The sequence below is a fragment of the Haloarcula ordinaria genome (genome assembly GCF_029338275.1).
Lineage (GTDB): Archaea > Halobacteriota > Halobacteria > Halobacteriales > Haloarculaceae > Haloarcula > Haloarcula ordinaria.
Genome location: NZ_CP119789.1, coordinates 305,531 through 324,264, shown reverse-complemented (window position 1 = coordinate 324,264; position 18,734 = coordinate 305,531). Strand labels below are relative to the sequence as shown.

At 67.9% G+C, this 18,734-nt stretch carries 20 protein-coding genes and 1 pseudogene; 8 read left to right on the top strand and 13 right to left on the bottom strand.

Features of this window, described 5'->3' with window-relative positions; translation table 11 throughout:
* Positions 1 to 216 carry a hypothetical protein gene (locus tag P1L41_RS01685; protein WP_276297153.1) on the bottom strand — a complete coding sequence of 72 codons (216 nt, stop codon included), beginning with the start codon at positions 214 to 216 and terminating at the stop codon, positions 1 to 3.
* A gap of 126 nt (positions 217 to 342) precedes the next feature.
* Here P1L41_RS01685 and P1L41_RS01680 point away from each other — a divergent pair, with 126 nt between their 5' ends.
* Positions 343 to 1,398, top strand: a complete 1,056-nt coding sequence (locus tag P1L41_RS01680; RefSeq protein ID WP_276297152.1) for a molybdopterin-dependent oxidoreductase — start codon at positions 343 to 345, stop codon at positions 1,396 to 1,398.
* Between the two features lies 1 nt (position 1,399).
* On the opposite strand, the gene P1L41_RS01675 is transcribed toward P1L41_RS01680, so the two are convergent.
* The 7 genes from P1L41_RS01675 to P1L41_RS01645 form a co-directional block, all read right to left on the bottom strand.
* Positions 1,400 to 2,017, bottom strand: a complete 618-nt coding sequence (locus tag P1L41_RS01675) for an HAD family hydrolase (protein WP_276297151.1) — start codon at positions 2,015 to 2,017, stop codon at positions 1,400 to 1,402.
* Positions 2,014 to 2,433: an RNA-binding domain-containing protein gene (locus P1L41_RS01670; RefSeq protein ID WP_276297150.1), complete on the bottom strand. Its 420-nt coding sequence runs from the start codon at positions 2,431 to 2,433 to the stop codon at positions 2,014 to 2,016. The genes P1L41_RS01675 and P1L41_RS01670 overlap by 4 nt, the downstream gene beginning before the upstream one ends.
* The gene (locus P1L41_RS01665) at positions 2,430 to 2,990 is read right to left on the bottom strand and encodes an AAA family ATPase (RefSeq protein WP_276297149.1); all 561 of its coding nucleotides are present in this window, start codon (positions 2,988 to 2,990) and stop codon (positions 2,430 to 2,432) included. The genes P1L41_RS01670 and P1L41_RS01665 overlap by 4 nt, the downstream gene beginning before the upstream one ends.
* A gap of 32 nt (positions 2,991 to 3,022) precedes the next feature.
* Positions 3,023 to 3,865 (bottom strand): polyprenyl synthetase family protein, encoded by an 843-nt coding sequence (locus P1L41_RS01660; RefSeq protein ID WP_276297148.1) that lies wholly within the window; start codon positions 3,863 to 3,865, stop codon positions 3,023 to 3,025.
* Positions 3,866 to 4,158: 293 nt separating this feature from the next.
* Positions 4,159 to 5,112 (bottom strand): electron transfer flavoprotein subunit alpha/FixB family protein, encoded by a 954-nt coding sequence (locus P1L41_RS01655; protein WP_276297147.1) that lies wholly within the window; start codon positions 5,110 to 5,112, stop codon positions 4,159 to 4,161.
* Positions 5,112 to 5,906, bottom strand: a complete 795-nt coding sequence (locus P1L41_RS01650) for an electron transfer flavoprotein subunit beta/FixA family protein (protein ID WP_276297146.1) — start codon at positions 5,904 to 5,906, stop codon at positions 5,112 to 5,114. Before P1L41_RS01650 ends, P1L41_RS01655 begins: the two co-directional genes overlap by 1 nt.
* A 262-nt stretch (positions 5,907 to 6,168) precedes the next feature.
* Positions 6,169 to 7,143 (bottom strand): formyltetrahydrofolate deformylase, encoded by a 975-nt coding sequence (locus P1L41_RS01645; RefSeq protein ID WP_276297145.1) that lies wholly within the window; start codon positions 7,141 to 7,143, stop codon positions 6,169 to 6,171.
* A gap of 122 nt (positions 7,144 to 7,265) precedes the next feature.
* On the opposite strand from P1L41_RS01645, the gene P1L41_RS01640 reads away from it, so the two are divergent.
* The 5 genes from P1L41_RS01640 (at position 7,266) to P1L41_RS01620 (ending at position 10,341) form a co-directional block, all read left to right on the top strand.
* Positions 7,266 to 8,147, top strand: a complete 882-nt coding sequence (locus P1L41_RS01640) for a GAF domain-containing protein (protein ID WP_276297144.1) — start codon at positions 7,266 to 7,268, stop codon at positions 8,145 to 8,147.
* A gap of 1 nt (position 8,148) precedes the next feature.
* Positions 8,149 to 8,802, top strand: coding sequence for a DUF7504 family protein (locus P1L41_RS01635; protein WP_276297143.1), 654 nt, complete (start codon positions 8,149 to 8,151; stop codon positions 8,800 to 8,802).
* Between the two features lie 38 nt (positions 8,803 to 8,840).
* Entirely contained in the window at positions 8,841 to 9,095 is a 255-nt protein-coding gene (purS, locus tag P1L41_RS01630; protein ID WP_276297142.1) for a phosphoribosylformylglycinamidine synthase subunit PurS, read from the top strand.
* Positions 9,092 to 9,769 carry a phosphoribosylformylglycinamidine synthase I gene (gene purQ, locus P1L41_RS01625; protein WP_276297141.1) on the top strand — a complete coding sequence of 226 codons (678 nt, stop codon included), beginning with the start codon at positions 9,092 to 9,094 and terminating at the stop codon, positions 9,767 to 9,769. The genes purS and purQ overlap by 4 nt, the downstream gene beginning before the upstream one ends.
* A gap of 275 nt (positions 9,770 to 10,044) precedes the next feature.
* Positions 10,045 to 10,341 carry a DUF7967 family protein gene (locus P1L41_RS01620; protein ID WP_276297140.1) on the top strand — a complete coding sequence of 99 codons (297 nt, stop codon included), beginning with the start codon at positions 10,045 to 10,047 and terminating at the stop codon, positions 10,339 to 10,341.
* 20 nt (positions 10,342 to 10,361) lie between these two features.
* Here P1L41_RS01620 and P1L41_RS01615 read toward each other — a convergent pair whose 3' ends face one another.
* From P1L41_RS01615 to P1L41_RS01605, 3 genes are read right to left on the bottom strand one after another with little or no spacing between them, the layout of a single operon-like run.
* A complete protein-coding gene (locus P1L41_RS01615) occupies positions 10,362 to 11,477 on the bottom strand; it encodes an archaeosine biosynthesis radical SAM protein RaSEA (protein ID WP_276297139.1) in 1,116 nt (371 codons plus the stop codon).
* Between the two features lie 48 nt (positions 11,478 to 11,525).
* Positions 11,526 to 12,914: a PQQ-binding-like beta-propeller repeat protein gene (locus P1L41_RS01610; protein ID WP_276297138.1), complete on the bottom strand. Its 1,389-nt coding sequence runs from the start codon at positions 12,912 to 12,914 to the stop codon at positions 11,526 to 11,528.
* 41 nt (positions 12,915 to 12,955) lie between these two features.
* Positions 12,956 to 13,333, bottom strand: a complete 378-nt coding sequence (locus P1L41_RS01605) for a VanZ family protein (RefSeq protein ID WP_276297137.1) — start codon at positions 13,331 to 13,333, stop codon at positions 12,956 to 12,958.
* A gap of 172 nt (positions 13,334 to 13,505) precedes the next feature.
* Between P1L41_RS01605 and P1L41_RS01600 the strand changes: the two genes are divergently transcribed.
* Positions 13,506 to 15,845 carry an STT3 domain-containing protein gene (locus P1L41_RS01600; RefSeq protein ID WP_276297136.1) on the top strand — a complete coding sequence of 780 codons (2,340 nt, stop codon included), beginning with the start codon at positions 13,506 to 13,508 and terminating at the stop codon, positions 15,843 to 15,845.
* A 7-nt stretch (positions 15,846 to 15,852) separates the two neighbouring features.
* Here P1L41_RS01600 and arcS read toward each other — a convergent pair whose 3' ends face one another.
* The gene (gene arcS / locus P1L41_RS01595; RefSeq protein ID WP_276297135.1) at positions 15,853 to 17,640 is read right to left on the bottom strand and encodes an archaeosine synthase subunit alpha; all 1,788 of its coding nucleotides are present in this window, start codon (positions 17,638 to 17,640) and stop codon (positions 15,853 to 15,855) included.
* Between the two features lie 92 nt (positions 17,641 to 17,732).
* On the opposite strand from arcS, the gene P1L41_RS01590 reads away from it, so the two are divergent.
* Complete coding sequence (locus tag P1L41_RS01590; RefSeq protein ID WP_276297134.1) at positions 17,733 to 18,104, top strand: CBS domain-containing protein; 372 nt, start codon at positions 17,733 to 17,735, stop codon at positions 18,102 to 18,104.
* Between the two features lie 7 nt (positions 18,105 to 18,111).
* Here the strand turns inward: P1L41_RS01590 and P1L41_RS01585 are convergent.
* Positions 18,112 to 18,725: pseudogene (locus P1L41_RS01585) on the bottom strand (class I SAM-dependent methyltransferase).
* Positions 18,726 to 18,734: the final 9 nt, after the last annotated feature.

Genomic DNA, 18,734 nt, shown 5'->3' with positions numbered 1-18,734 from the left:
TCAGCGGTCGGTTCGACGCGAGGACGGGCCGCGAATCCGTTCGAGGACGCCCGACGCGCGCTCGCTCGCCCACGTGACCAGCGACATCGCCAGCACGACGAAGAAGATGGCGACGCCGAGCGTGGTCACGACCCGCGAGCCGGCGACCTCACCGACGATAGCGATGGCCAGGGCCAGCAGCTGGACGCCGAGCAGCCGGGTCTGGAGGCACGTCATGGTGGCCCACTTGCGGCGAGCGAATATAAGTGGCCCGTCAGACGTATTTAAGTGAATAACATGTAGACGGGACGCTGGGACGGCTACCGACCGGCAATATATGCCCGTCCGGTGCCAAGAGCGGCTATGGACGTCCGCCGGCTCGTCCCCTCGCCACGCGCCGTCGACTGGAGCCTCTTCGTCGCCGTCGCCACCCTTCTCGCGACCGGTGTGGCGACCATCTGGGCCGGCACGCCGCGCGGCGCGTGGATTATCGACCTCCACGCCATCGCGGGCGTGGTGCTCGTGGCGCTCCTGCCGGTGAAACTGTGGCGGGTCACCCACCGCGTCTCGCCGTCGCGTCTCACGGCCCGTCGCGTCCTCTCGCTGCTGCTCGCGGCCGACGCGACGGCGGCGCTCGCGACCGGCGTCTGGTGGATCTTCGGCGGGTCGCTGGACCTGGGACCGTGGGGACTGTTTCACCTCCACGTCGGCCTCGGGCTGCTGGTCCCCGTGCTCCTGGCCGCCCACCTGCGCTATCGCTACCACCGACCGACCCGGCGGACTGTTGGCAGTCGTCGCGACGTCCTCCGCTACGCCGGCGTCGTCACGGCCGGCGCGCTCGTCTGGCGGCTTCAGCGACCGGTCAACGACCTGCTCGACACCGCCGGGGCCGACCGTCGCTACACGGGGTCGCGTGAGGAAGGCAGCGACGATGGCAACCGCTTCCCCGTCACCAGCTGGGTCGCCGACGACCCCGACCCGGTCGACCCGGGCTCGTGGTCGCTCTCGGTCGTGGGCCGTGTCTCGACATCCGCCGAATACGGTGTCGCCGACCTCTCGGCAGACGCGACACAGCAGGGCCTGCTCGACTGCACCAGCGGCTGGTACTCCGACCACGAGTGGCAAGGCGTCCGCGTAGGTGACCTGCTTGACGCCGCGGACCCGGACGACCCCGCTGCCTGGGTCCAGTTCCGGTCGGTCACCGGCTACCGGTGGAGCCTCCCTATCGACGAGGCCCGCGACGCCGTCCTGGCGACGCACGTCGACGGCGAGCGCCTCTCGCACGGTCACGGCTTCCCGCTCAGGCTGGTCGCGCCCGGCCGCCGGGGCTTCCAGTGGGTGAAGTGGGTCGAGGAGGTCAGAGTGACCAAACGCCGCGAGGTGGGCGAGTGGCTCGCCATCTTCGTCAGCGGCTTCTGAGTTACAGGAGCGCCTGAATCGTCGCCCAGAGGTCCGGGCCACCGTCCCGTTCGTAGTGAATCGGAACGAACCCGGCCGCCCGTGCGCCCTCCACATCGGCCGCGTAGTCGTCGCCGACCATCACGTACTCGTCGGCCGGGAGGCGCTCTCGCAGGCAGTCGAACGGGGCCGAATCGGGCTTGTGCGCGCCGGCCTCGTAGGAGGCGACGACGACGTCGAAGAAGTCGGCCAGGCCGTGGTACGCGAGTTTGCCCAGCTGCCACTCGCGGACGCCGTTGGTGACGACCGCCAGCGAGTCGTCGGCACCGAGCGAGTCCAGGCTCTCGCGGGCGCCGTCGGGCACCGTCGTCGCCTCGTAGGTCCGTTCGCGGAGCGTCTCGACCATCGCTGCCGGGTCACCGTCGGCGTCGGCCGCGTCGAGGGCCGTCTCCATCGACTGGTGGAACGGACTGGGTTCCATAGCCTCGAAGGCAGTCCGGAACGACTCCCGTGTCGTCGTCACGAGGGCGTCGTCGGCGTCGAGGCCGTGCGCTTCGAGCGTCGTTCGGGTCACGTCCTCGTCGGGGCTGGTCCGGTGGACGAGCGTCCCGTCGAGGGCGAAACAGAGTGCGGTCGTCATGCGTCGGGGTCGACGGGTGTCCCCTCTTCTGTCGGCGGCGCGACGTAGTCGATGTACGCTTCGGCGTCGGGCTCGCGGACCCGCACGCGAACGTGGATGTCGCCGAGCTCCGAGGGGTCGCCGACGGCGAAGTTGATTCGGCCCTCGAAGGCGGCCTGCTTCTTCACGTCGAACGCGAAGGTGTCGCCAGAGAGCGAGTCGAAGAACACCGAGCGGGCGGTGTCCAGAATCTCGAGGCGGTGGAGCAGCTCGGAGAACTCGTCCATGGAGTGGACCTCGGCGCGCAGTTCACCGTGGCCGTGTTCGGGGTCGGCCTCCGGGAACAGGTTCCGGACGGCGTCGGCCACCCGGTCGGTCACCTCCGTGTCGTTGACCGGCGCGGTGATCTGGACGTCGACGCTGTAGACGGCGCTCATTCCAAGGCCTCCGGCCCCTCTCGCAGGAGCGTGCGGACCTTGCGCTGGAAGGCCGGCAGCGTCGCCGTGTTCTCGATGGTGTAGTCGGCCATCGCCATCGCCTCGCCCATCCCGAAGCCGAGCTCGCGCTCGTCGCGGTCCTCGAGGGACTCGCCACCGTCTTCGGCGCTGGCGTCCCGGCCACGCAGGTCCAGTCGCTCGGCGCGGATCTCGAAGGGAGCGTCGACCTCGACCAGCAGGAACGACTCGCCGAACGTCTCGCGGAACGTCTCGACCTCCGTGTCCGAGCGGATGCCGTCGACGACGACCGTCTCGCTGTCCTCGCGGTGGGACTCGATAATCGGTAGCGAGCGCTCGGCGATGGCCGCGGGGCCGTTCTCTTCGCGCAGCGCCTTCGCCACGTTCCCGTGGTCCGTCGCCGGGTCGAGTCCCCGGTCGCGACACTCCTCGCGGATGACGTCACCCATCGTCACGACCGGAACCCCCACGTCGACGGCGACGTTGGCCGCCTCGCTCTTGCCGCTTCCCGGGAGTCCGACGATACCGATAACTGTCATTGGCGCTGATTTGTCGACAGCGGCCAAAAGCCCTACCGTTCGCGGACGACGACGAACTCCGCTAAGTCCCGCAGGTAGTCCATCGACTGGGACTCGGGGGCGTCGATAGTCGCGAGCGCTTCCAGGGCCGAATCGGCCTCCTCGCGGGCCCGTTCGTCGGCCTCCTCGGCCGTGAGGTCGGTCACCTCGACGATAGACGGGCGCTCCATCTCGGCGTCGTGCCCGGTCGGCTTCCCCAGGGTCTCTGCGTCCGCCGTCGCGTCGAGCACGTCGTCGCGCATCTGGAAGGCGACGCCGACCCGTTCGGCGTACTGGCCGACTGTCTCGACGGTGTAGGCGTCGGCGTCGGCCGCGATGGCGCCCAGTTCCGCCGCCGCGCGGAACAGCGCCCCGGTCTTCCGGCGGGCCAGCTCCATGTACTCCGTCTCGTTGGTCGGCTGGGCGATGAGCTCGGTCGCCTCCCCCTCGCCGAGTTCGACCATCGATTCGCTGACGGTCTGCATCGCCCGCTCGTCGGCCGAGAACAGGGCGAAGGCCTCTCCCAGGAGCCCGTCCGAGGCGATGATGGCCGGACCGTGACCGTATTCCGCCCACGCCGACGGCGTCCCGCGGCGGAGCTCGGACTCGTCGATGATGTCGTCGATGACCAGCGACGCGTTGTGGACCAGCTCGATGCCCACTGCGAAGTCGACGGCGTCGTCCGGGTCCCCGCCCAGCGCCTCACAGACCAGCACCGTCACCGTCGGGCGCACCCGCTTGCCCCCCGAGAGCGCGACGTGACGCACCTGGTCGGCGAGCGCCGACGGCTCGACGTCGTCGAGGACGTCCTCCAGTCGCTCCTCGACGCGGTCACGACGCCGGTGGAGATACTCCATTACCGACTCGTTAGGCCCAGGCGAAAAAGTACCTGACGACCCACCTTTTTCGGCGTCGGGTCGCCTGCGGCGACCACGCCTCGAAAAACGTGGTCTTGCTGAGCGAAGCGAAGCAAGGCTCAGAAGACGAGCGAAGCGAGTCTTCTGGTGGCGAAAAAGGCCGGATTCTCGGCCTTCGGCCCCGAGTCCGTGAACCGGCGGCAGAGCCGCCGGATGCTTGTTCTGAACCAGCCCTCCCCCGCGTTCGCGCGATGGAACACGCTCACGGCCAACCGCACAGCGGTTCTGAGTGGTTAACTTCCAAACTCCTCGATGAGCGCCGGCACCACGTCGAAGAGGTCGTCGACGATGCCGTAATCCGCGATGTCGAAGATAGGGGCGTTCGGGTCGGTGTTGATGGCGACGATGGTGTCGGCCCCCTTCATCCCGGCGACGTGCTGCACCGCGCCTGAGATGCCGATGGCGATGTACACGTCGGGGGTGACGACCTTCCCGGACTGGCCGACCTGCCGGTCCTTCTCGAGCCAGCCGTTGTCGATGAGCGGGCGCGAGGCAGACACCGTCGCATCGAGCGCGTCGGCCAACTCGAACGCGAGGTCCAGGTTCTCCTCCTCGCCGATGCCACGCCCGACCGAGACTAGCACGTCGGCGTCGCCGATGTCCACGTCGCCGCTACCGACCTCCTCGAATCCAGTGACCGTCGAGCGCACCGCCGACTCGTCGATGTCGACCGCGAAGGGCTCGACGGATGCCCCGTTGACCCCTTCCGCGGCGGGCCACTCGCCCGGCCGGACCGTCAGCGCGGCCGCCTCGGCGTTGACGTCGATGGTCGTCTCCGCTTTCGAACCGTACAGCTCGCGGGTCACGGTCAGCCCCTCCTCGTAGTCGATGTCGACGACGTCGGTGACGAGCGGCCGGTCGAGTCGGCCGGCGACGGCGGGCGCGTAGTCCAGGCCGTTGACGGTGTTGGGCATCAGCAACAGCGACGGGTCGACGGCGTCGGCCAGTTGTGACACCGCCTGGACGTAGACGTCGTGGTTGAACTCCTCGCCGTAGTCGACGGTGTGGACGGCGTCGACGCCTTCGCGGTCGAGTTTCTCGCCGAACGCTTCGACGTCGCCCCCCACGACGACGGTGTGGTGCTCGCTGTCCGTCTCATCGGCGACCAAGTGGCCGACGCTGAGCAGCTCGAGGCTCACCGGCCGGAGCTCGCCGCGGCGGTGCTCGGCGACGGACAGTATCGTCATCAGTTCGCCACCCCCGCGTCACGGAGCACTTCCGCCAGTTCGGCGGCCGCCTCCTCGGCGCTCCCCTCGAACACCGTCGCGTCGCTCTCGCTCGTGGGCTCGTACAGCGAGGTCTGCTCGAGCGGGCTCTCGATGTCCGCCGGCGACAACCCGACGTCCTCCAGCGACCTGACGTCGAGCTCCTTCGTCTGTGCCTGGCGGATTCCTCTGAGGCTGGCGTAACGCGGCTCGTTGATACCGGTCTGGATGGTCAGCACCGCCGGCAGCTGGACGTCGGTCAGCTCCTCGATGCTGCCCTCGAGCTCGCGGTGGACGGACGCGACGCCCGCCTCGCGGTCCAGTTCGAGGTCGTTGACGACGGCCGCCCACTCGAAGCCGAGCCGTTCGGCCAGCGTCACGCCGGTCGCGCCGAACCCGTCGTCGGCCGACTGCACCCCTGTGAGCACGAGGTCGGGGTCCTCCTCGCTTGCCACGGCTTCGACCACCCGGGCCTTCGTCGTCGGGTCCAGCAATCCGGCCTCGGCGAGCGTGTCGTCCCAGACTCGGACCGCGCGATCGGCCCCCTTCGCCAGCGCCTGGCGAATCGTCTCCTCGGTGTCTTCGGGCCCGATTGTCACCGTCACGACCTCCACGTCCTCGTCGGCGGCCTCCTGCAGCTGGACGGCCTCCTCGACGGCATACTCGTCCCACTCGTTGAGGTCGTGCGTGATGTACCGGTCGTCGATGCCGAGTCCGTCGATCTCGAACTCGTCGTCGACGACTGCGACCTGCTTGACCGTGACAAGAATTTTCATACCACGATTTGGAACCGGGCGGCGAATAAACGTTTCCGAACCAGAAACCACCGGCGAGACGTTTACACGCTGGACCGGTGGGTACAGGCCTGTCGTCTTTCGGTCTCCCCTGTTCTCCCGCCGCGTATTGGTGCTCGAATCCGGGCCTAATCGTCCGCTTCAACGAACCGACCGCTTACGTGTCCGAACACGCTACGCGGTTCGGACTGGCTCGCGGTTCCACCGCTCGCCCGAATCGAGTGTCCGCTGGACACTCGCGGGCCTAATCGTCCGCTTCGGCCTCCGGCTCGTCGCCGGCCACGAACGCCCCGAGGCCGTCGATGGGCCGGTCGGGGTTGAGGTCGTCGAGGTCCTCCGGCGCGCCGAGTTGCGCTTCGGTCTCTTCCGGGTTCCGGAGTTTCGTCCGGCCGCGGTGGACGGTCACCTCGTCGTCGAGGTGGAGCCTGATGGCCTCGAGCAGGGCATCGGCCTCGAGCGGTTGGCCGAGCTGCTGGAGTTCCTCTTCGGTGGCGTCGTCGGGGACGTTGAAGGCCCGCTGGGTGATGATGGGGCCCTGGTCCAGGTCCGTCGTGACGTAGTGCGCGGTGACGCCGGCGATGCGGACGCCCTCCTCGATGGCCTGCATGTACGCCGAGGCCCCTGGGAACGCCGGGAGCAGGCTCGGGTGGACGTTGATGATGCGGCTCTCGTAGCGGAAGACGACGTCCGGTGAGAGGATGCGCATGTACCGCGCGAGGACGATGAGGTCGGCGTCGTACTCGGCCAGTAGGTCCAGCAGTTCGCCCTCGTCGGGCGTGCCCTTCTCGTCGCCGATGTCGTGGAACGGCACGTCGTACTTCTCGGCCAGCGGCTGGAGGTCGCTGTGGTTGCCGATGACCACCTCGATGTCCGCGCCGAGGTCGCCGTTGGCCCAGGACTCGAAGAGGGCTTCGAGGCAGTGGGACTCCTTGGTGACGAGGACGGCGATGGACTGGGTCTCGCGGTCCGCGGGGAACCGGACCTGGATGTCGACGTCGAGTTCCTCGCCGAGCTCGGTCAGGTCCTCGCGGAGTTTCTCCTCCGTCGTCACCATCTCGGCGGCGTCGACGTGCATCGTCATCCGGAAGACGCCCTCGCGGACGGCCTGGTCCAGGTCCTCGATGTTGATGCCGCGTTCGAAGAGGAGGGAGGTTACCTCGGCGATGAGTCCCGTCTCGTCGTCGCCGATGACGGTAATCTCGGTCAGGTTCCTGGTCACGCCAACCACGTCCGGTGCTCGATATCGTTCATTTGCGGTCTGTTCGTCCGGCGCGAAGCAAAAACCTTCGTTTTCCTGCAGGTGGCAGCACAACTATTAGGTTCGGGGACTTCCCGTAGGGTGTGCCCGAGGAACACCCGACCGTCGTCTGTGCCGACCCCGACGAGACGGAACGGACGGCGACGGTCGACGCGTTGACCGCCGCAGCCCTCGACGCCGTCGGTGCGACCTCCGTCGCCGACGTCGAAGCGCTCGTCGACGAGTCAGTCGACTGCGTCGTCACCACCTTGGGCTTCCCCGACGGGAATGCCTTCGACGTCGTCGACGCGGTTCGACTGGCCCACAACGACTGCGTCTGCATTCTCTTTACCGACGAATCGCCCGCCGACCTGCCACGGGGCCGACCCGACCAGGTCGTCGAGTACGTCCCGCGGTCGGTCCCCGACGCCCGTGAGCGACTCGTGGACGTCGTCTCGCTCGCGGCCGCCGAGGCGACACAGGCCGCCTTCCCGGTTCCGGAGGGGGAAGACGACCGGCTCGCCGCCGTCCGTGAGTACGACGTCGACGCCCTGGCCGCAGAGGAGACGTTCGGCCGGCTCACCGCGCTCATCGCCTCGCACTTCGACATCGACGTCGCCTTCGTGGGGCTCGTCGACGAGCACGACGAGCAGTTCGTCGCCTGCGAGGGGGCGAACTGGCGGACGCTCGCCCGCGAGGACTCCATCTGCACGCACACGATTCTCAGCGACGAGGTGATGGTCGTCGAAGACACGAGAGAGGACCCGCGCTTCAGCGCCAACGACCGCCTGGTCGAACTCGGCATCCGCTCGTACGCGGGGGCCAGAATCACCGACGAGGCGGGCCACTCGCTGGGCGCGGTCTGCTGCATCGACGACGAACCTCGCTCGTACACCCGGGCGGAACGCGAGGACCTCCGACGGTTCGCCGACGAAGTCGAAGAGCAGCTCTCGCTCCGGCGCCGAGTCGGCGCCGGAGCGGATTGAGATGAGCCAGCGCCACGACAGCCGGTACACGTTTCCGGGGACGCCGCTGAATCCCGTCGACCAGGGGACGAACCTCCTGGTCACCGGGCCGATTCTCGACGGGACCCGCGAGACGGCGCTCCGACTGCTCGCTGCCGACCCGAACGACGGCGTCGTCGTCGTCGCGGCCGACACCAGCGCCCGGGAGATACTGGAGGGGTTCGACTCGCTGGACTGTGACGTCTCCGGCGGCCGCGTCCGCATCGTCGACTGCGGGCAGAACAGCGACGAGGAACTCGGCGAGTTCGTCACGTCGGTGTCGACGCCCGCCGACCTCACCGGGATCGGCATCGAGTACTCGGCACAGTACGAGCAGGTGTACGCCCGCGGCTACGACGCCGTCAGGACGGGCATCTACACGCTGACGCCGCTGTTGGTGTTCAGCGACGACGTTCGCTCGGTCTTCCGATTCGTCAACATCGTCACCAGCCGCATCCGGACTGCAGACGGCCTCGGGGTCTGTGTCCTCGACCCGGACGCCCACGACGACCGGGTCGTCGGCAGCATCGCCCAGTCGTTCGACGGCCGTATCGACGTCCGCGCGGGCGACGACGGCCCCGAAATCCGGGTCAAGGGGCTCCCCGACCAACCACGCGAGTGGACGCCGATGGGATAACACAAGCGTTTTCTCCGCCCCACGCTCGCTTGCCAGTAATGACCGTCTACACCGCCACGGTGACCGTCCGACTCAAGCGGGGCGTCCTCGACCCCGAGGCCGAGACGACCCAGCGCTCGCTCGAACGGCTCGGCTTCGAGCTCGAGGACCTCCGGTCTGCGGACGTGTTCGAACTCGACATCGACGCCGCGTCGGCCGACGAAGCCACCGACCGGGCCGACGAGATGGCCGAACGCCTGCTGGCGAACCCGACCATCCACGACTACGACGTGGAGGTCGACCAGGTCGAATGACGATTGCAGTGATACAGTTTGGCGGCTCGAACTGCGACCGCGACTCGGTCCAGGCCCTCGAGTCGCTGGGCTTCGACGCGGAACTCGTCTGGCACGAGGACGGGCTCCCGGATGCCGTCGAGGGTATCATGCTCCCCGGTGGCTTCTCCTACGGTGACTACCTCCGTGCCGGTGCGATGGCCGCCCGCTCGCCTATCATGCAGGCGGTCAGGGACGCTGCCGACGAAGGTATCCCAGTCCTTGGCGTCTGTAACGGCGCCCAAATCGGCTGTGAGTCGTCGCTGACGCCCGGCGTGTTCACCACCAACGAGAGTGCCCGGTTCCGGTGTGAGCACGTCCATCTCCGCGTGGAGAACGCCGACACGCCGTGGACCAACCACTACGAGGAAGGCGACGTCGTCGAACTCCCCATCGCCCACGGCGAGGGCCGCTACGAGATTACCGACGAGCGCCTCGAGGAGCTCGAAGCGGAGAACCGCATCCTCTTTCGGTACTGCGACGCGGACGGCAACGTCACGCCCGAGGCGAACCCCAACGGGTCGAAACACGCCGTCGCCGGCATCACCGGCGCGGGCGACCACGTCGCGGTCATGATGCCCCACCCCGAGCGCGCGTCGCTCGAAGACCTCGGCCGGACGGACGGGCAGGGCGCGCTAGAAGGGTTCGCGGAGTAATCTCGCGTTTTGCGACCAGGTTACGATACGGCGGTGCCACCGACCAGCAGCGTCGCTACTCCCGCTCACTGCTGGCGCTCGGTGCGTCTGGAATCCAAAGGGAGATGGATGGGAACGGGGCCATCTGGAGCGTGTGACATTCCCGGCGGCCCCTACGACACGTTACAGACCCTGATGACAAAAGGCCCACCCTACCGGAGTGAAAGTGAAAGTGGTCCGCTCGCGCAACGAGTATCGCCGACATCCCTTTGTCTCTGTTCACCGTAGTGACATCTATGGACGACCAACAGGCGACCACACAGGAGACCGTCCGGGTCTGGCTCGTCGAACGGACCTACTCCGACGACGAGCAGAACCTCATCATCCTCACCTACGCGACGCCGGACGGCCGGCGGGACTTCCGCAAGGAGCGGGCGCTGACCTCCTACACCGGCGACCATCGCGAGACGCCGGTCTCGATGGCCGTCTCACCGGACAATCTCGGAACCGTCGACGACGCCGAGACGCGCGAGCGGTACGCCGGCGAGGTCGAACGGATGCAATCGACCCACGAACCCGACGACGTGCTCTGAATCGGTCCGAACCGCCTGTGTTAGCGTGCGAGCGGCAGTGAGTACCCTTTCTCCCGTTCCAGCACGGCCTCCCACGTCGCCTCGCACTCGCAGGACACCTGCTCGAAGACGCTCGGGTCCTGGCGCAGGTCGAAGTCCTTGATCGCCCGCTGGACGCGGTCGTCGCACTCGCCGCAGTTGTGGGGTCCGCGGTCGCTCCCGTGGCCGACGGGGTCCGAGACGACGATGACGTCCTCACCGTCAGACGAGCCTCCGGTCGCTCCGCTTCCGGAGACGTCGGCGGTCGACTCGAGCACGTCAGCGACCGACCAGAGCCACGGCGGGCGGTAGCCACCGTCGTGGTACAGCTCCTCGACCATCGTGTAGCGCTGGACGTTACAGGGGTTCATCGAGACGGTGTGACACCCCTCGACGGCGGCACACCGGCGCACCGACCGCTTCATGTCTTCGACGGCCTCCGACTCGGTGAGGAAGGGGGGCTTCATCAGGAGGTAGGCCTTCACGCCGGCACCGGCCTCCCGAGCGGCCGCGCAGGCCGCCTCGAAGTCCGCGAAGTCGAAGTACTTGTTCACCGAGTCGTGGCGCACGCGGTCCGTGGCGGTCTCCAGTCCCACGGCGACGTCGGTTTCGAGCCCCACGTCGACGAAGTCGCTGACCCGGTCGTCCTGCACGAAGTCGGGCAGCGACTCGACGACGATGCGCTCGCGGTCGGCGAACGTCTCGGCGATGGCCTGCCGAGTTTCGGCGGGGACCTCGCGCTCGTCGAGGAAGCTCCCGGAGGTGTAGATCTTGATGAGGCCCGACGGCTCTTCCGCGTTCTCGGCCTCGTGGTCCAGGCAGTGTTGAATCTGGGCCATCAGGTCCTCGTGGGCGACGCTGCCGCCCTCGACGCTCTCGGCGACGTAGCCACACATCGTACACCCGCCCGCACGGGCCCACCGGCAGCCGCCGGTGTTGAGGATGATGGTCAGGCTCTGGTAGACGCCGTCGGGCGTGTTGTCCTCGTCGAGCCAGACTCTGGTCGGTTCGCGCGGGTCGTACGTCGAGTCGTTGCGCGATCGGATGTCGCGCATCACCGCGTTGTGGGCGTCCATGCCCTTGCCCTGCTCGTAGACGTCGGGACTGGGCTTGCTCATTACGCCGGGATAACCGACCGGCGCGTAAAGCGGCTTCGTTAGCCGCCGTCAGCCCGGGCCCTCGAAGGCGAGCAGTCGCCCGCCGATACCGGCGTAGGCGGTGTCGCCCACGCCGGCGACGTCGAAGACGGTGTCCGCGGGCCGAAAGACGGCCATCGGCTCCCCGGACCGCTCGTCGACGGCGAACAGGCTCGTGAAGTCTGCCTCCTCGGGCGTGATGGCCTCGGCGACGACGAACGAGTCGGTCGCGCCGGCCGGCCAGCCGTTGTTCGACGGCGTCTCGTAGCGGAACCGACGCCCGCCCTCTGGCAGCGAGAAGGCGTCGACGGCGTCGGCACCTACGGCGGCGCGTGTGTACAGTGTGTCGCCGTCGGGTGCGAGCAGTGGCCACTGACTGTAGCCGTCGACCTGCCAGGCCACGGTGCCGTCGGCCTCGACGGCGACCGTTTCCTCGCCGAGTCCGTACAGCACGTCGCCGTCGACCAGGAACTCCTCGACCGGCCGCCGGTCCTGCCAGCGCTCGGTCCCCTCGGGGCCGAACGCACGGAGGCTCGACCCGTCGCCGTCCGCGAGCGCGGCCACGGTGCTGTCCCCGACTGCGACCACTGTCCGCGCCGTACCCGTCGACTCCGACCACCGCTCCCCGCCGTCGAGGTCGAGCGCCGTCACGCCGGACGCCGACGCGACGGCCAGGCCATCGGTCGCCGTCGTCGCTGCTTGGACGGCGGTGAACTCCCGGGTCCAGCGCACGTCGCCACTCGCGGCGTCGATACCGTAGAGCACCGTCGTCAGCGGCTCTTCGGTCGGTTCGTGTGTCGAATCCGGGAAGAAGAACTCCAGGCCACCGACCACGACGGTACCGTCGCGGACGCCGGCGACCGCCAGCTCTCTCTCGCGGGGGACCGACCACCGTTCCTGGCCCGTCTCGGAGTCGAGCGCGTGCAGTGCCGTCCAGGCGTCGTCCTCCGCGATGTTCCCGGTCAGGACGTACAGCGCCCCGTCGGCGACGGTGAGACTCCACTTGTCCCTGGCGTTCGTCTGCCGGAGGTGGGTGCTGGTGACCACCTCCCCGGGGAACTCGGTTTCCCACGCCAGGCGTTGTCCGGCCCGGTCGACCCTCGCGACGGCCGACCGGCCCGCGTCGTCGCTCAGCGTCGCGTAGAGGTCGGTGCCGTCGGCAGTCAGTGCCAGGACGTTCCCGAACTCGACGTCGAACGACCAGGTCGGCTCCCACGCGCGGGAACCGTCGGACTCGCTCGTGTCCGTCTCTTTGGCGGTCGGTCGGTCGGTTCTCGACGTCGTCTCTCGGTCTGTCTCCGTGGGCGACCCGCTCGGCCCGTCGGTCGCCGTCCCGTCTCGCTCGCCGAGCCTCGCGCAGCCGGCGACCGAGGCGAGCGCGAGGCCGGCGACGCGGAGATAGTGTCTCCGGGAGACCATGTGGCGTATCTCGTCGCCGACACAAAGGCGATACCGGTGACTCAGTCTCGGTTTGAGCGACGCGACCAGCGCCACGCGACCCCGGCGAGGACCGCGCCGACGCCGTTGGCCAGCATATCGGCACCACTCGCCGACCGCGACGCCGTGAGGGCCTGGAGTCCCTCGATGCCCGCCCCGTAGGCGACGGCGAGCGCCACGAGCGCGGCGACCGAACGCGCGCGCTGCGCTCGCCGCCCGCTCGCCAGCAGCACGGTGAACGCGCCGTAACCGGCGGCGTGAGCCCACTTGTCCAGCGACACGCTCAGTAGCGCGGGCACCGTTCCGGCCCCGTTCTGGGGGAGTGGCACCAGTGACGTGACCAGCAGGAGGAGCGCGAACACGATGGCTGGACGCCACCGTCGCGTCGCCGACCGTTCCATGTGCCCGGTTCGTCGTCGCGGCGAATAAGCCACCCGGTGCTCGTCACGAGTCGCTCCCGCGGGACGCGAGAACGTCTGAGAGCGGGACGGTCGTCGTCCTCATCGCAGTCGCAGCTCCGGCTGGCTCCTGCGTCCCGATGGATTTATTCGCTCCTCAGCAACACACCGATACATGAACGACGAGCCCGGGGTCGACGTCCTCGAAGACCGCCCCGAGCTGAAATCCGCGGCTGAAGCCGTCCTCGCCGTCGACGAGGAGACGGACGGCTGGGACTTCGACGACGTTCCCGTCGACTCGGGCCAGTTCGGCGAACTCGTCTCGGAAGGTATCGTCGAGAAAACCGATGGGAAGTATCACGTCGCCGACCCCCGGGCGGTTCGAGCGGTGCTCGATGGTGGGACACCGAACGCAACCAGTCAGCAGGGCACCAGCTTCGCCAACTCGGTCTCTTCGCTCACCAGCGTCGAGTTCGAACCGCGGGCCGTCGGCTTGCTCGTCGCGGCGTTGGCCGTGGTGTTCGTTTCGCGAGTGTACGTCGTCGGCTCGATATACCGTGGTGACGACATCGTCCTCTCGGGGAACGACCCGTACTTCTACCGTTATCACGTGGAGCAGATCGCCGCTGAAGCCGGCGGCGCGGCCGACTTCGGGGCGCTCTCTACCATGGCCGGGGGACTCACCAACGGCGAACCGCTGATGGTCGCGACGCTCTGGTGGGTCGCCAGCCTCTTTGGCGGCAGTGTCGAGGCGATCGGGAACGTACTCGCGTGGTATCCCGTCGTCTCGGCACTCGTCTCTGCCGTCCTCCTCTATGCGTTGGCGCTCCGCGTGACCAACGACAGACGCGTTGGTCTGGCATCGATGCTCTTCCTGGCGTTCATCCCCGGCCACGCCTTCCGAACGAGTCTGGGCTTCGCCGACCACCACGCCTTCGACTACCCGTGGCTCGGTCTGACGGCGCTGGCGCTGGTTATCTTGCTGACGACCGACGTGGACAGAGCGTCGTTCCGCAGAGTGGAACTCTGGCTCGCGGCCGGGGGACTCGGACTCGGACTCGGCGGACAGGTGCTAGCCTGGGAGGCCGGTCCGTTGCTCATCCTCCCGGTGGGCCTCGCCGTGACTGGGAAGACGATTCTCGACGTCGCGGCCGATCGCTCGTCGCTGCTCACGAACGCGCCAGTCATCGCGGGGACGACCTTCGGGGCGGTCCTTGCTTGGGGGACCCACTCTGTCGCTGGCTGGCAGACCGCCCTCGTCGCGTCGACGCCGGCACTGTTGACCGCGGGTGTCCTCGGCGTCTCGCTGACTGCGGAGGCCGTCCGCAGTGTCGATGGCACTGCGAGGCAGCTGGCCGGACTCGACGTTGGCCTGGGACTGCTTGGCTTCCTCGTCCTCCGATTCGGCCTCCCCGAGCAGTGGGCGACCCTGCAGGGCCGACTCGATACGCTCTTTCGCTCCGACTCGATCGCCGAAGTGTACGGGCTGTTCAACGCCGAATCGTTCGGCTTTCTGCTCCTGTTCGGGTTCACGCTGATTCTCGCCCTCCCGGCGATGGGTTGGGGCGTCCAGCGAGCGCGCGAGGGATCTCCTGGCTGGCTGGTCGCCAGTAGCTACGCGTGGTTCCTCTTCGCGCTCGCGGCGATTCAGGTCCGGTTCGTCGGCGAACTGGCGACGTTCGCGGCGCTGTTTACCGGCGTCGCGTTCGTCTGGGTCGCCTCGTGGATCGACCTCGCTCGACCGCTTTCGGTCGACAGCGGTCGAGACGTCGTTGATGTCGCCCTCCCAGATGGCCGGACACTCGGCGCTTTGGTCGTCCTCTTTCTCCTGTTCGGTGGCTTCGGCATGTTGCAGGTTCCGGTCAAGACGAGCCAGGTCGTCACGGAGGACGGTACCTACGAAGCGGCGACTGCAATCGAGACGAACGCGGCCGAGCGTGAACTGGAGTACACGGAGAACTACGTCCTCAGCGCCTGGGGTCGCAACCGCGTGTACAACTACTTCGTCAACGGCGAGTCGGAAAGTTACGCATACGCGCGGAGCAACTTCCCCCAGTTCGTCAACTCGGAATCGCCCGAGAGCGTCTACGATCGATACTCGGACCGGGTCGGGTACGTGGTCACGACCGACGGACCCGACGTGCCGGCCGAGACACTGTACGGCCGACTCCACGACGCGATGGGTAGTAGAAACGGTGACCTCGATGGCCTCGGTCACTTCCAGCCCGTCTACGCCAGTGAGAGCGGGAGTCACAAAGCGTTCGCGCTGGTCCCGGGGGCGACCGTTCGCGGAACTGCGGCGGCGAACACTACCGTGACGGTCACGGCGGACGTCACCGTCTCGGGGACGTCGTTCGAATACGAGCGCCAGACCACGACGAACGCGACGGGGGCCTTCGCGGTGACAGTCGCGAATCCCGGAATCTACACGGTGGCAGCGCCGGGAAGTGAGAACCGTACAGTCGAGGTCTCGGAGACGGCCGTCTACGACGGCGCGAACGTGACGGCAGGATAACCCTCTGCTACTGCTCCTCGACGTGACGCATCTGCACGGCAATCCCACGCGACGAGTCGCGCATCTCCGGGCCACTCATCTGTGCGCGGCCGACGCCGAACGCAGCGTCACCGCGAATCACGACATCGTCACCGACGCGGATGTCGTCGCTTGCGTCGGTGATACCGGGTGCGAGCACCGACCCGTGCGGGACGAACGGTTCGATTTCGACCGTCTTCGACGGCACGTCGCTCTCGACCCATCGTCGGGCGCCGGCGAGTGTCAGCGAGAGGACGCCGTACTGTTGGGCGAGCGCCGCGAGCTGCTCGCCGTCGGCGCTGTCGGCGCGTAGTTGTGGGTACCGGCCCTGCGTTGCGATGTCGTCGAACAGTTCGTCGCCTGCCCCAGCGCCGAACTGGTAGTCGGCGACGGCGCGGATGGTGTTGGCCTCGCGGGTGGACTTCCGGTAGGTGTCCCACCCCTCGAGTTCGGCGGCGAGGTTCGCAAGTGAATCGGCCGTGGTCGGGTGGTCGGTGACGGTGTACGTGACGTCCAGTCCCAGCGACGCCTCGACACGCTCGCAGATGTCGCGGTACCCCCCGCCGGGGACGTGTGCGATGATCTCGGGGTAGTCTGCGTCCGCGAGGTACCGCTCCAGCACCGTGCTGACGAACTCGATCTCGTTCGCGCTCCACTCGCCGGTCACGACGGAGTCGTAGTGCTGGGCGGGGTAGGTCAGTTCGAGCTCCTGGGGGACGACGCCGATGGGCGACGTCATCGACACCATGTGGGCGCGCCAGTGGACGGCGTCGTGGTACTGCTTGTGGCTCTGGGAGTCGCTGTAGGGCTTGCGCGCCGAACACGGAATTAGGACGAGCGGGCGGTCGTCGAAGCGGGGGACGTAACGTTCGGTGACGCGCTCGGCGAAGCGCTGGATCTCGACGCGCCGGATGGCGTCCTCGGTGGCCGCCGAGAGCTGGGCGCGACGGATGAGCGGCGTGCGCTCCTCGACGTAGCCGTACTGCTGGTCCAACAGCCGGACCGTCGCCGTGAGCCAGTTGTCCTGTCGGGCCTGGCCCTCGATGTAATCGCGCAGGCGACCGTCGCGGATGCGCCGGCGGACCCGCCGGAGTTCCGCAGCCAGCGCGTTGACGTTGTGTTCGACGCAGTCCTCGCGGTCGAACTCCTCGCGCGGGACCTGGCAGGCCGGACACGCACAGGGGAGTTCCTCTAAGTCTTCGAGGAAGTACGCCTCGTCGGTGGTCAGATAGCGGCCTTCGGTCCCGCGGATGACCGCTCTGTCGGGGTCGACGAGGTCCACGCCGGCGTAGACGAGCGTCGCGACGTTCCGGGGGGTCGCGACGCCTGGGAGATACAGTGCAGTGTCCGTGGGGGTCACATCTCGGACGCTGGTGACGGCGTCGACGAAGGCTTGGGCGTGGCCAACGTAGCCCGGCGCGCCCGAGAGCACGGTGACGTCGGCCGGATGTTGTCCTGCGTTCTTGGGCGAGACCACCGCCGCGCTGGGAAAGTCGACGTCAGGGTAGTCGCCGGCGAACGCGTCGGCCACTTCGTCGGGGGTACCAGCGGGTAGTCCCCGATAGGGGAGGACCGTCACCGCACTGTCGTCGCCCTCGGGTTCGGGTTGGTCCTGGCCCCAGAGACTCCCACCGTCGCGAAGCAGGGGGTGGGCGGCACCCGGCGTATCCGCGTCCACGTCGTCCACCAGCGCCGGCGTCGTCACGGACTCGGCGAGGCGCAACTCGCCCAGTCGCGCGGCGGCGTCGCGCTCGTGGACCTCGAAGTAGTCGGTCATGCAGTAGCGTCGGCCACGGGCGAGTAACTATCTTGCTCTTCGGTGACCGCGGTGTGGAAAGACCAATATCCCCGGCGTGAAACTACTCCCCCATGAGCAACGACCGCACTCTGGTAGCGGACATCATGACGACGCCACTCGAGACGATTTCCCCGGACGCCGAGATCGTCGAGGCCGCGGCCGTCATGCGAGACAAGGACATCAGCGCGCTGCTCGTGACGACCGCGCCGCCGTCGATTATCACGAGCACGGACGTCCTCGACGCTGTCGCGCAAGGGATGGACACCAGCGACCTGCTGGTCTCGGACCTGATGACCGAGCACGTCGAGACGGTGCCGCCGGACCTCCCGCTGGGCGAGACGGCGGCGATGATGACGAACTTCGGTATCAACCACCTCCCGGTCGTCGACGACGACTACATCGGGATGGTCTCCTCGTCGGACATCACGAAGCAGCTGCACTGAACGGCACTCAGACCAACTTCTCGGCGACCAGCACGCCGACCTGCGCTGCGACCATCTCGACGGCCGTGATGGCGTAGCCGGCGTCGGTGAAGGCGTCCACGAGCACGCCGACCGTCGCCGGGTCGTCGACCTCGGGACTGTAGAACGGCTCGTCGGGGTCAGGATGGCCGAAGAACATCACGTCGCCGAGGACGATCTTCCGGGGTCCGAGGCCGGCGATCACGCCGATGGCTTCGCGCTTCTCCCCGTCGCCGAGGTGGTGCATCGCGAAGTTCGAGGTGAGATGTCCACGCTCACGCCGTCGGGGACCTGCGGGTCCCGGAAGCGCCCCTCACCGAAGGAAACGTTCTCGACGCCCTGGTCGGCGGCTTTCTCTCGGGCTTTCGCCAGCATCCCCTCGCTGATGTCCCGCCCGACGACCTCGCCGGCGGCGTCGGCGACGCCGAAGGCTATTGCACCTGTGCCGGTCCCCAGATCCAGTACCACGTCGTCAGATTGGGGGTCGGCGTGGGCGACCACGAGGTCGGCACAGGCCCGATACTCGGGGGAATCCTGGTTCTCGTCGTAGTCGGCGGCGTGCTCGGAGAAGCGGTCGGCGTGTTCCTCGAGTGACTTCTTCATTGGTTCTCA

What these genes read in the sequence shown, in the direction of transcription:
- P1L41_RS01605 (WP_276297137.1), bottom strand. Translation starts at nt 13,333, where the DNA reads ATGGAACGGTCGGCGACGCGACGGTGGCGTCCAGCCATCGTGTTCGCG.
- purQ (WP_276297141.1), top strand. Translation starts at nt 9,092, where the DNA reads ATGACGATTGCAGTGATACAGTTTGGCGGCTCGAACTGCGACCGCGAC.
- P1L41_RS01685 (WP_276297153.1), bottom strand. Translation starts at nt 216, where the DNA reads ATGACGTGCCTCCAGACCCGGCTGCTCGGCGTCCAGCTGCTGGCCCTG.
- P1L41_RS01590 (WP_276297134.1), top strand. Translation starts at nt 17,733, where the DNA reads ATGAGCAACGACCGCACTCTGGTAGCGGACATCATGACGACGCCACTC.
- P1L41_RS01670 (WP_276297150.1), bottom strand. Translation starts at nt 2,433, where the DNA reads ATGAGCGCCGTCTACAGCGTCGACGTCCAGATCACCGCGCCGGTCAAC.
- arcS (WP_276297135.1), bottom strand. Translation starts at nt 17,640, where the DNA reads ATGACCGACTACTTCGAGGTCCACGAGCGCGACGCCGCCGCGCGACTG.
- P1L41_RS01600 (WP_276297136.1), top strand. Translation starts at nt 13,506, where the DNA reads ATGAACGACGAGCCCGGGGTCGACGTCCTCGAAGACCGCCCCGAGCTG.
- P1L41_RS01615 (WP_276297139.1), bottom strand. Translation starts at nt 11,477, where the DNA reads ATGAGCAAGCCCAGTCCCGACGTCTACGAGCAGGGCAAGGGCATGGAC.
- P1L41_RS01635 (WP_276297143.1), top strand. Translation starts at nt 8,149, where the DNA reads ATGAGCCAGCGCCACGACAGCCGGTACACGTTTCCGGGGACGCCGCTG.
- P1L41_RS01660 (WP_276297148.1), bottom strand. Translation starts at nt 3,865, where the DNA reads ATGGAGTATCTCCACCGGCGTCGTGACCGCGTCGAGGAGCGACTGGAG.
- P1L41_RS01610 (WP_276297138.1), bottom strand. Translation starts at nt 12,914, where the DNA reads ATGGTCTCCCGGAGACACTATCTCCGCGTCGCCGGCCTCGCGCTCGCC.
- purS (WP_276297142.1), top strand. Translation starts at nt 8,841, where the DNA reads ATGACCGTCTACACCGCCACGGTGACCGTCCGACTCAAGCGGGGCGTC.
- P1L41_RS01680 (WP_276297152.1), top strand. Translation starts at nt 343, where the DNA reads ATGGACGTCCGCCGGCTCGTCCCCTCGCCACGCGCCGTCGACTGGAGC.
- P1L41_RS01650 (WP_276297146.1), bottom strand. Translation starts at nt 5,906, where the DNA reads ATGAAAATTCTTGTCACGGTCAAGCAGGTCGCAGTCGTCGACGACGAG.
- P1L41_RS01655 (WP_276297147.1), bottom strand. Translation starts at nt 5,112, where the DNA reads ATGACGATACTGTCCGTCGCCGAGCACCGCCGCGGCGAGCTCCGGCCG.
- P1L41_RS01620 (WP_276297140.1), top strand. Translation starts at nt 10,045, where the DNA reads ATGGACGACCAACAGGCGACCACACAGGAGACCGTCCGGGTCTGGCTC.
- P1L41_RS01665 (WP_276297149.1), bottom strand. Translation starts at nt 2,990, where the DNA reads ATGACAGTTATCGGTATCGTCGGACTCCCGGGAAGCGGCAAGAGCGAG.
- P1L41_RS01675 (WP_276297151.1), bottom strand. Translation starts at nt 2,017, where the DNA reads ATGACGACCGCACTCTGTTTCGCCCTCGACGGGACGCTCGTCCACCGG.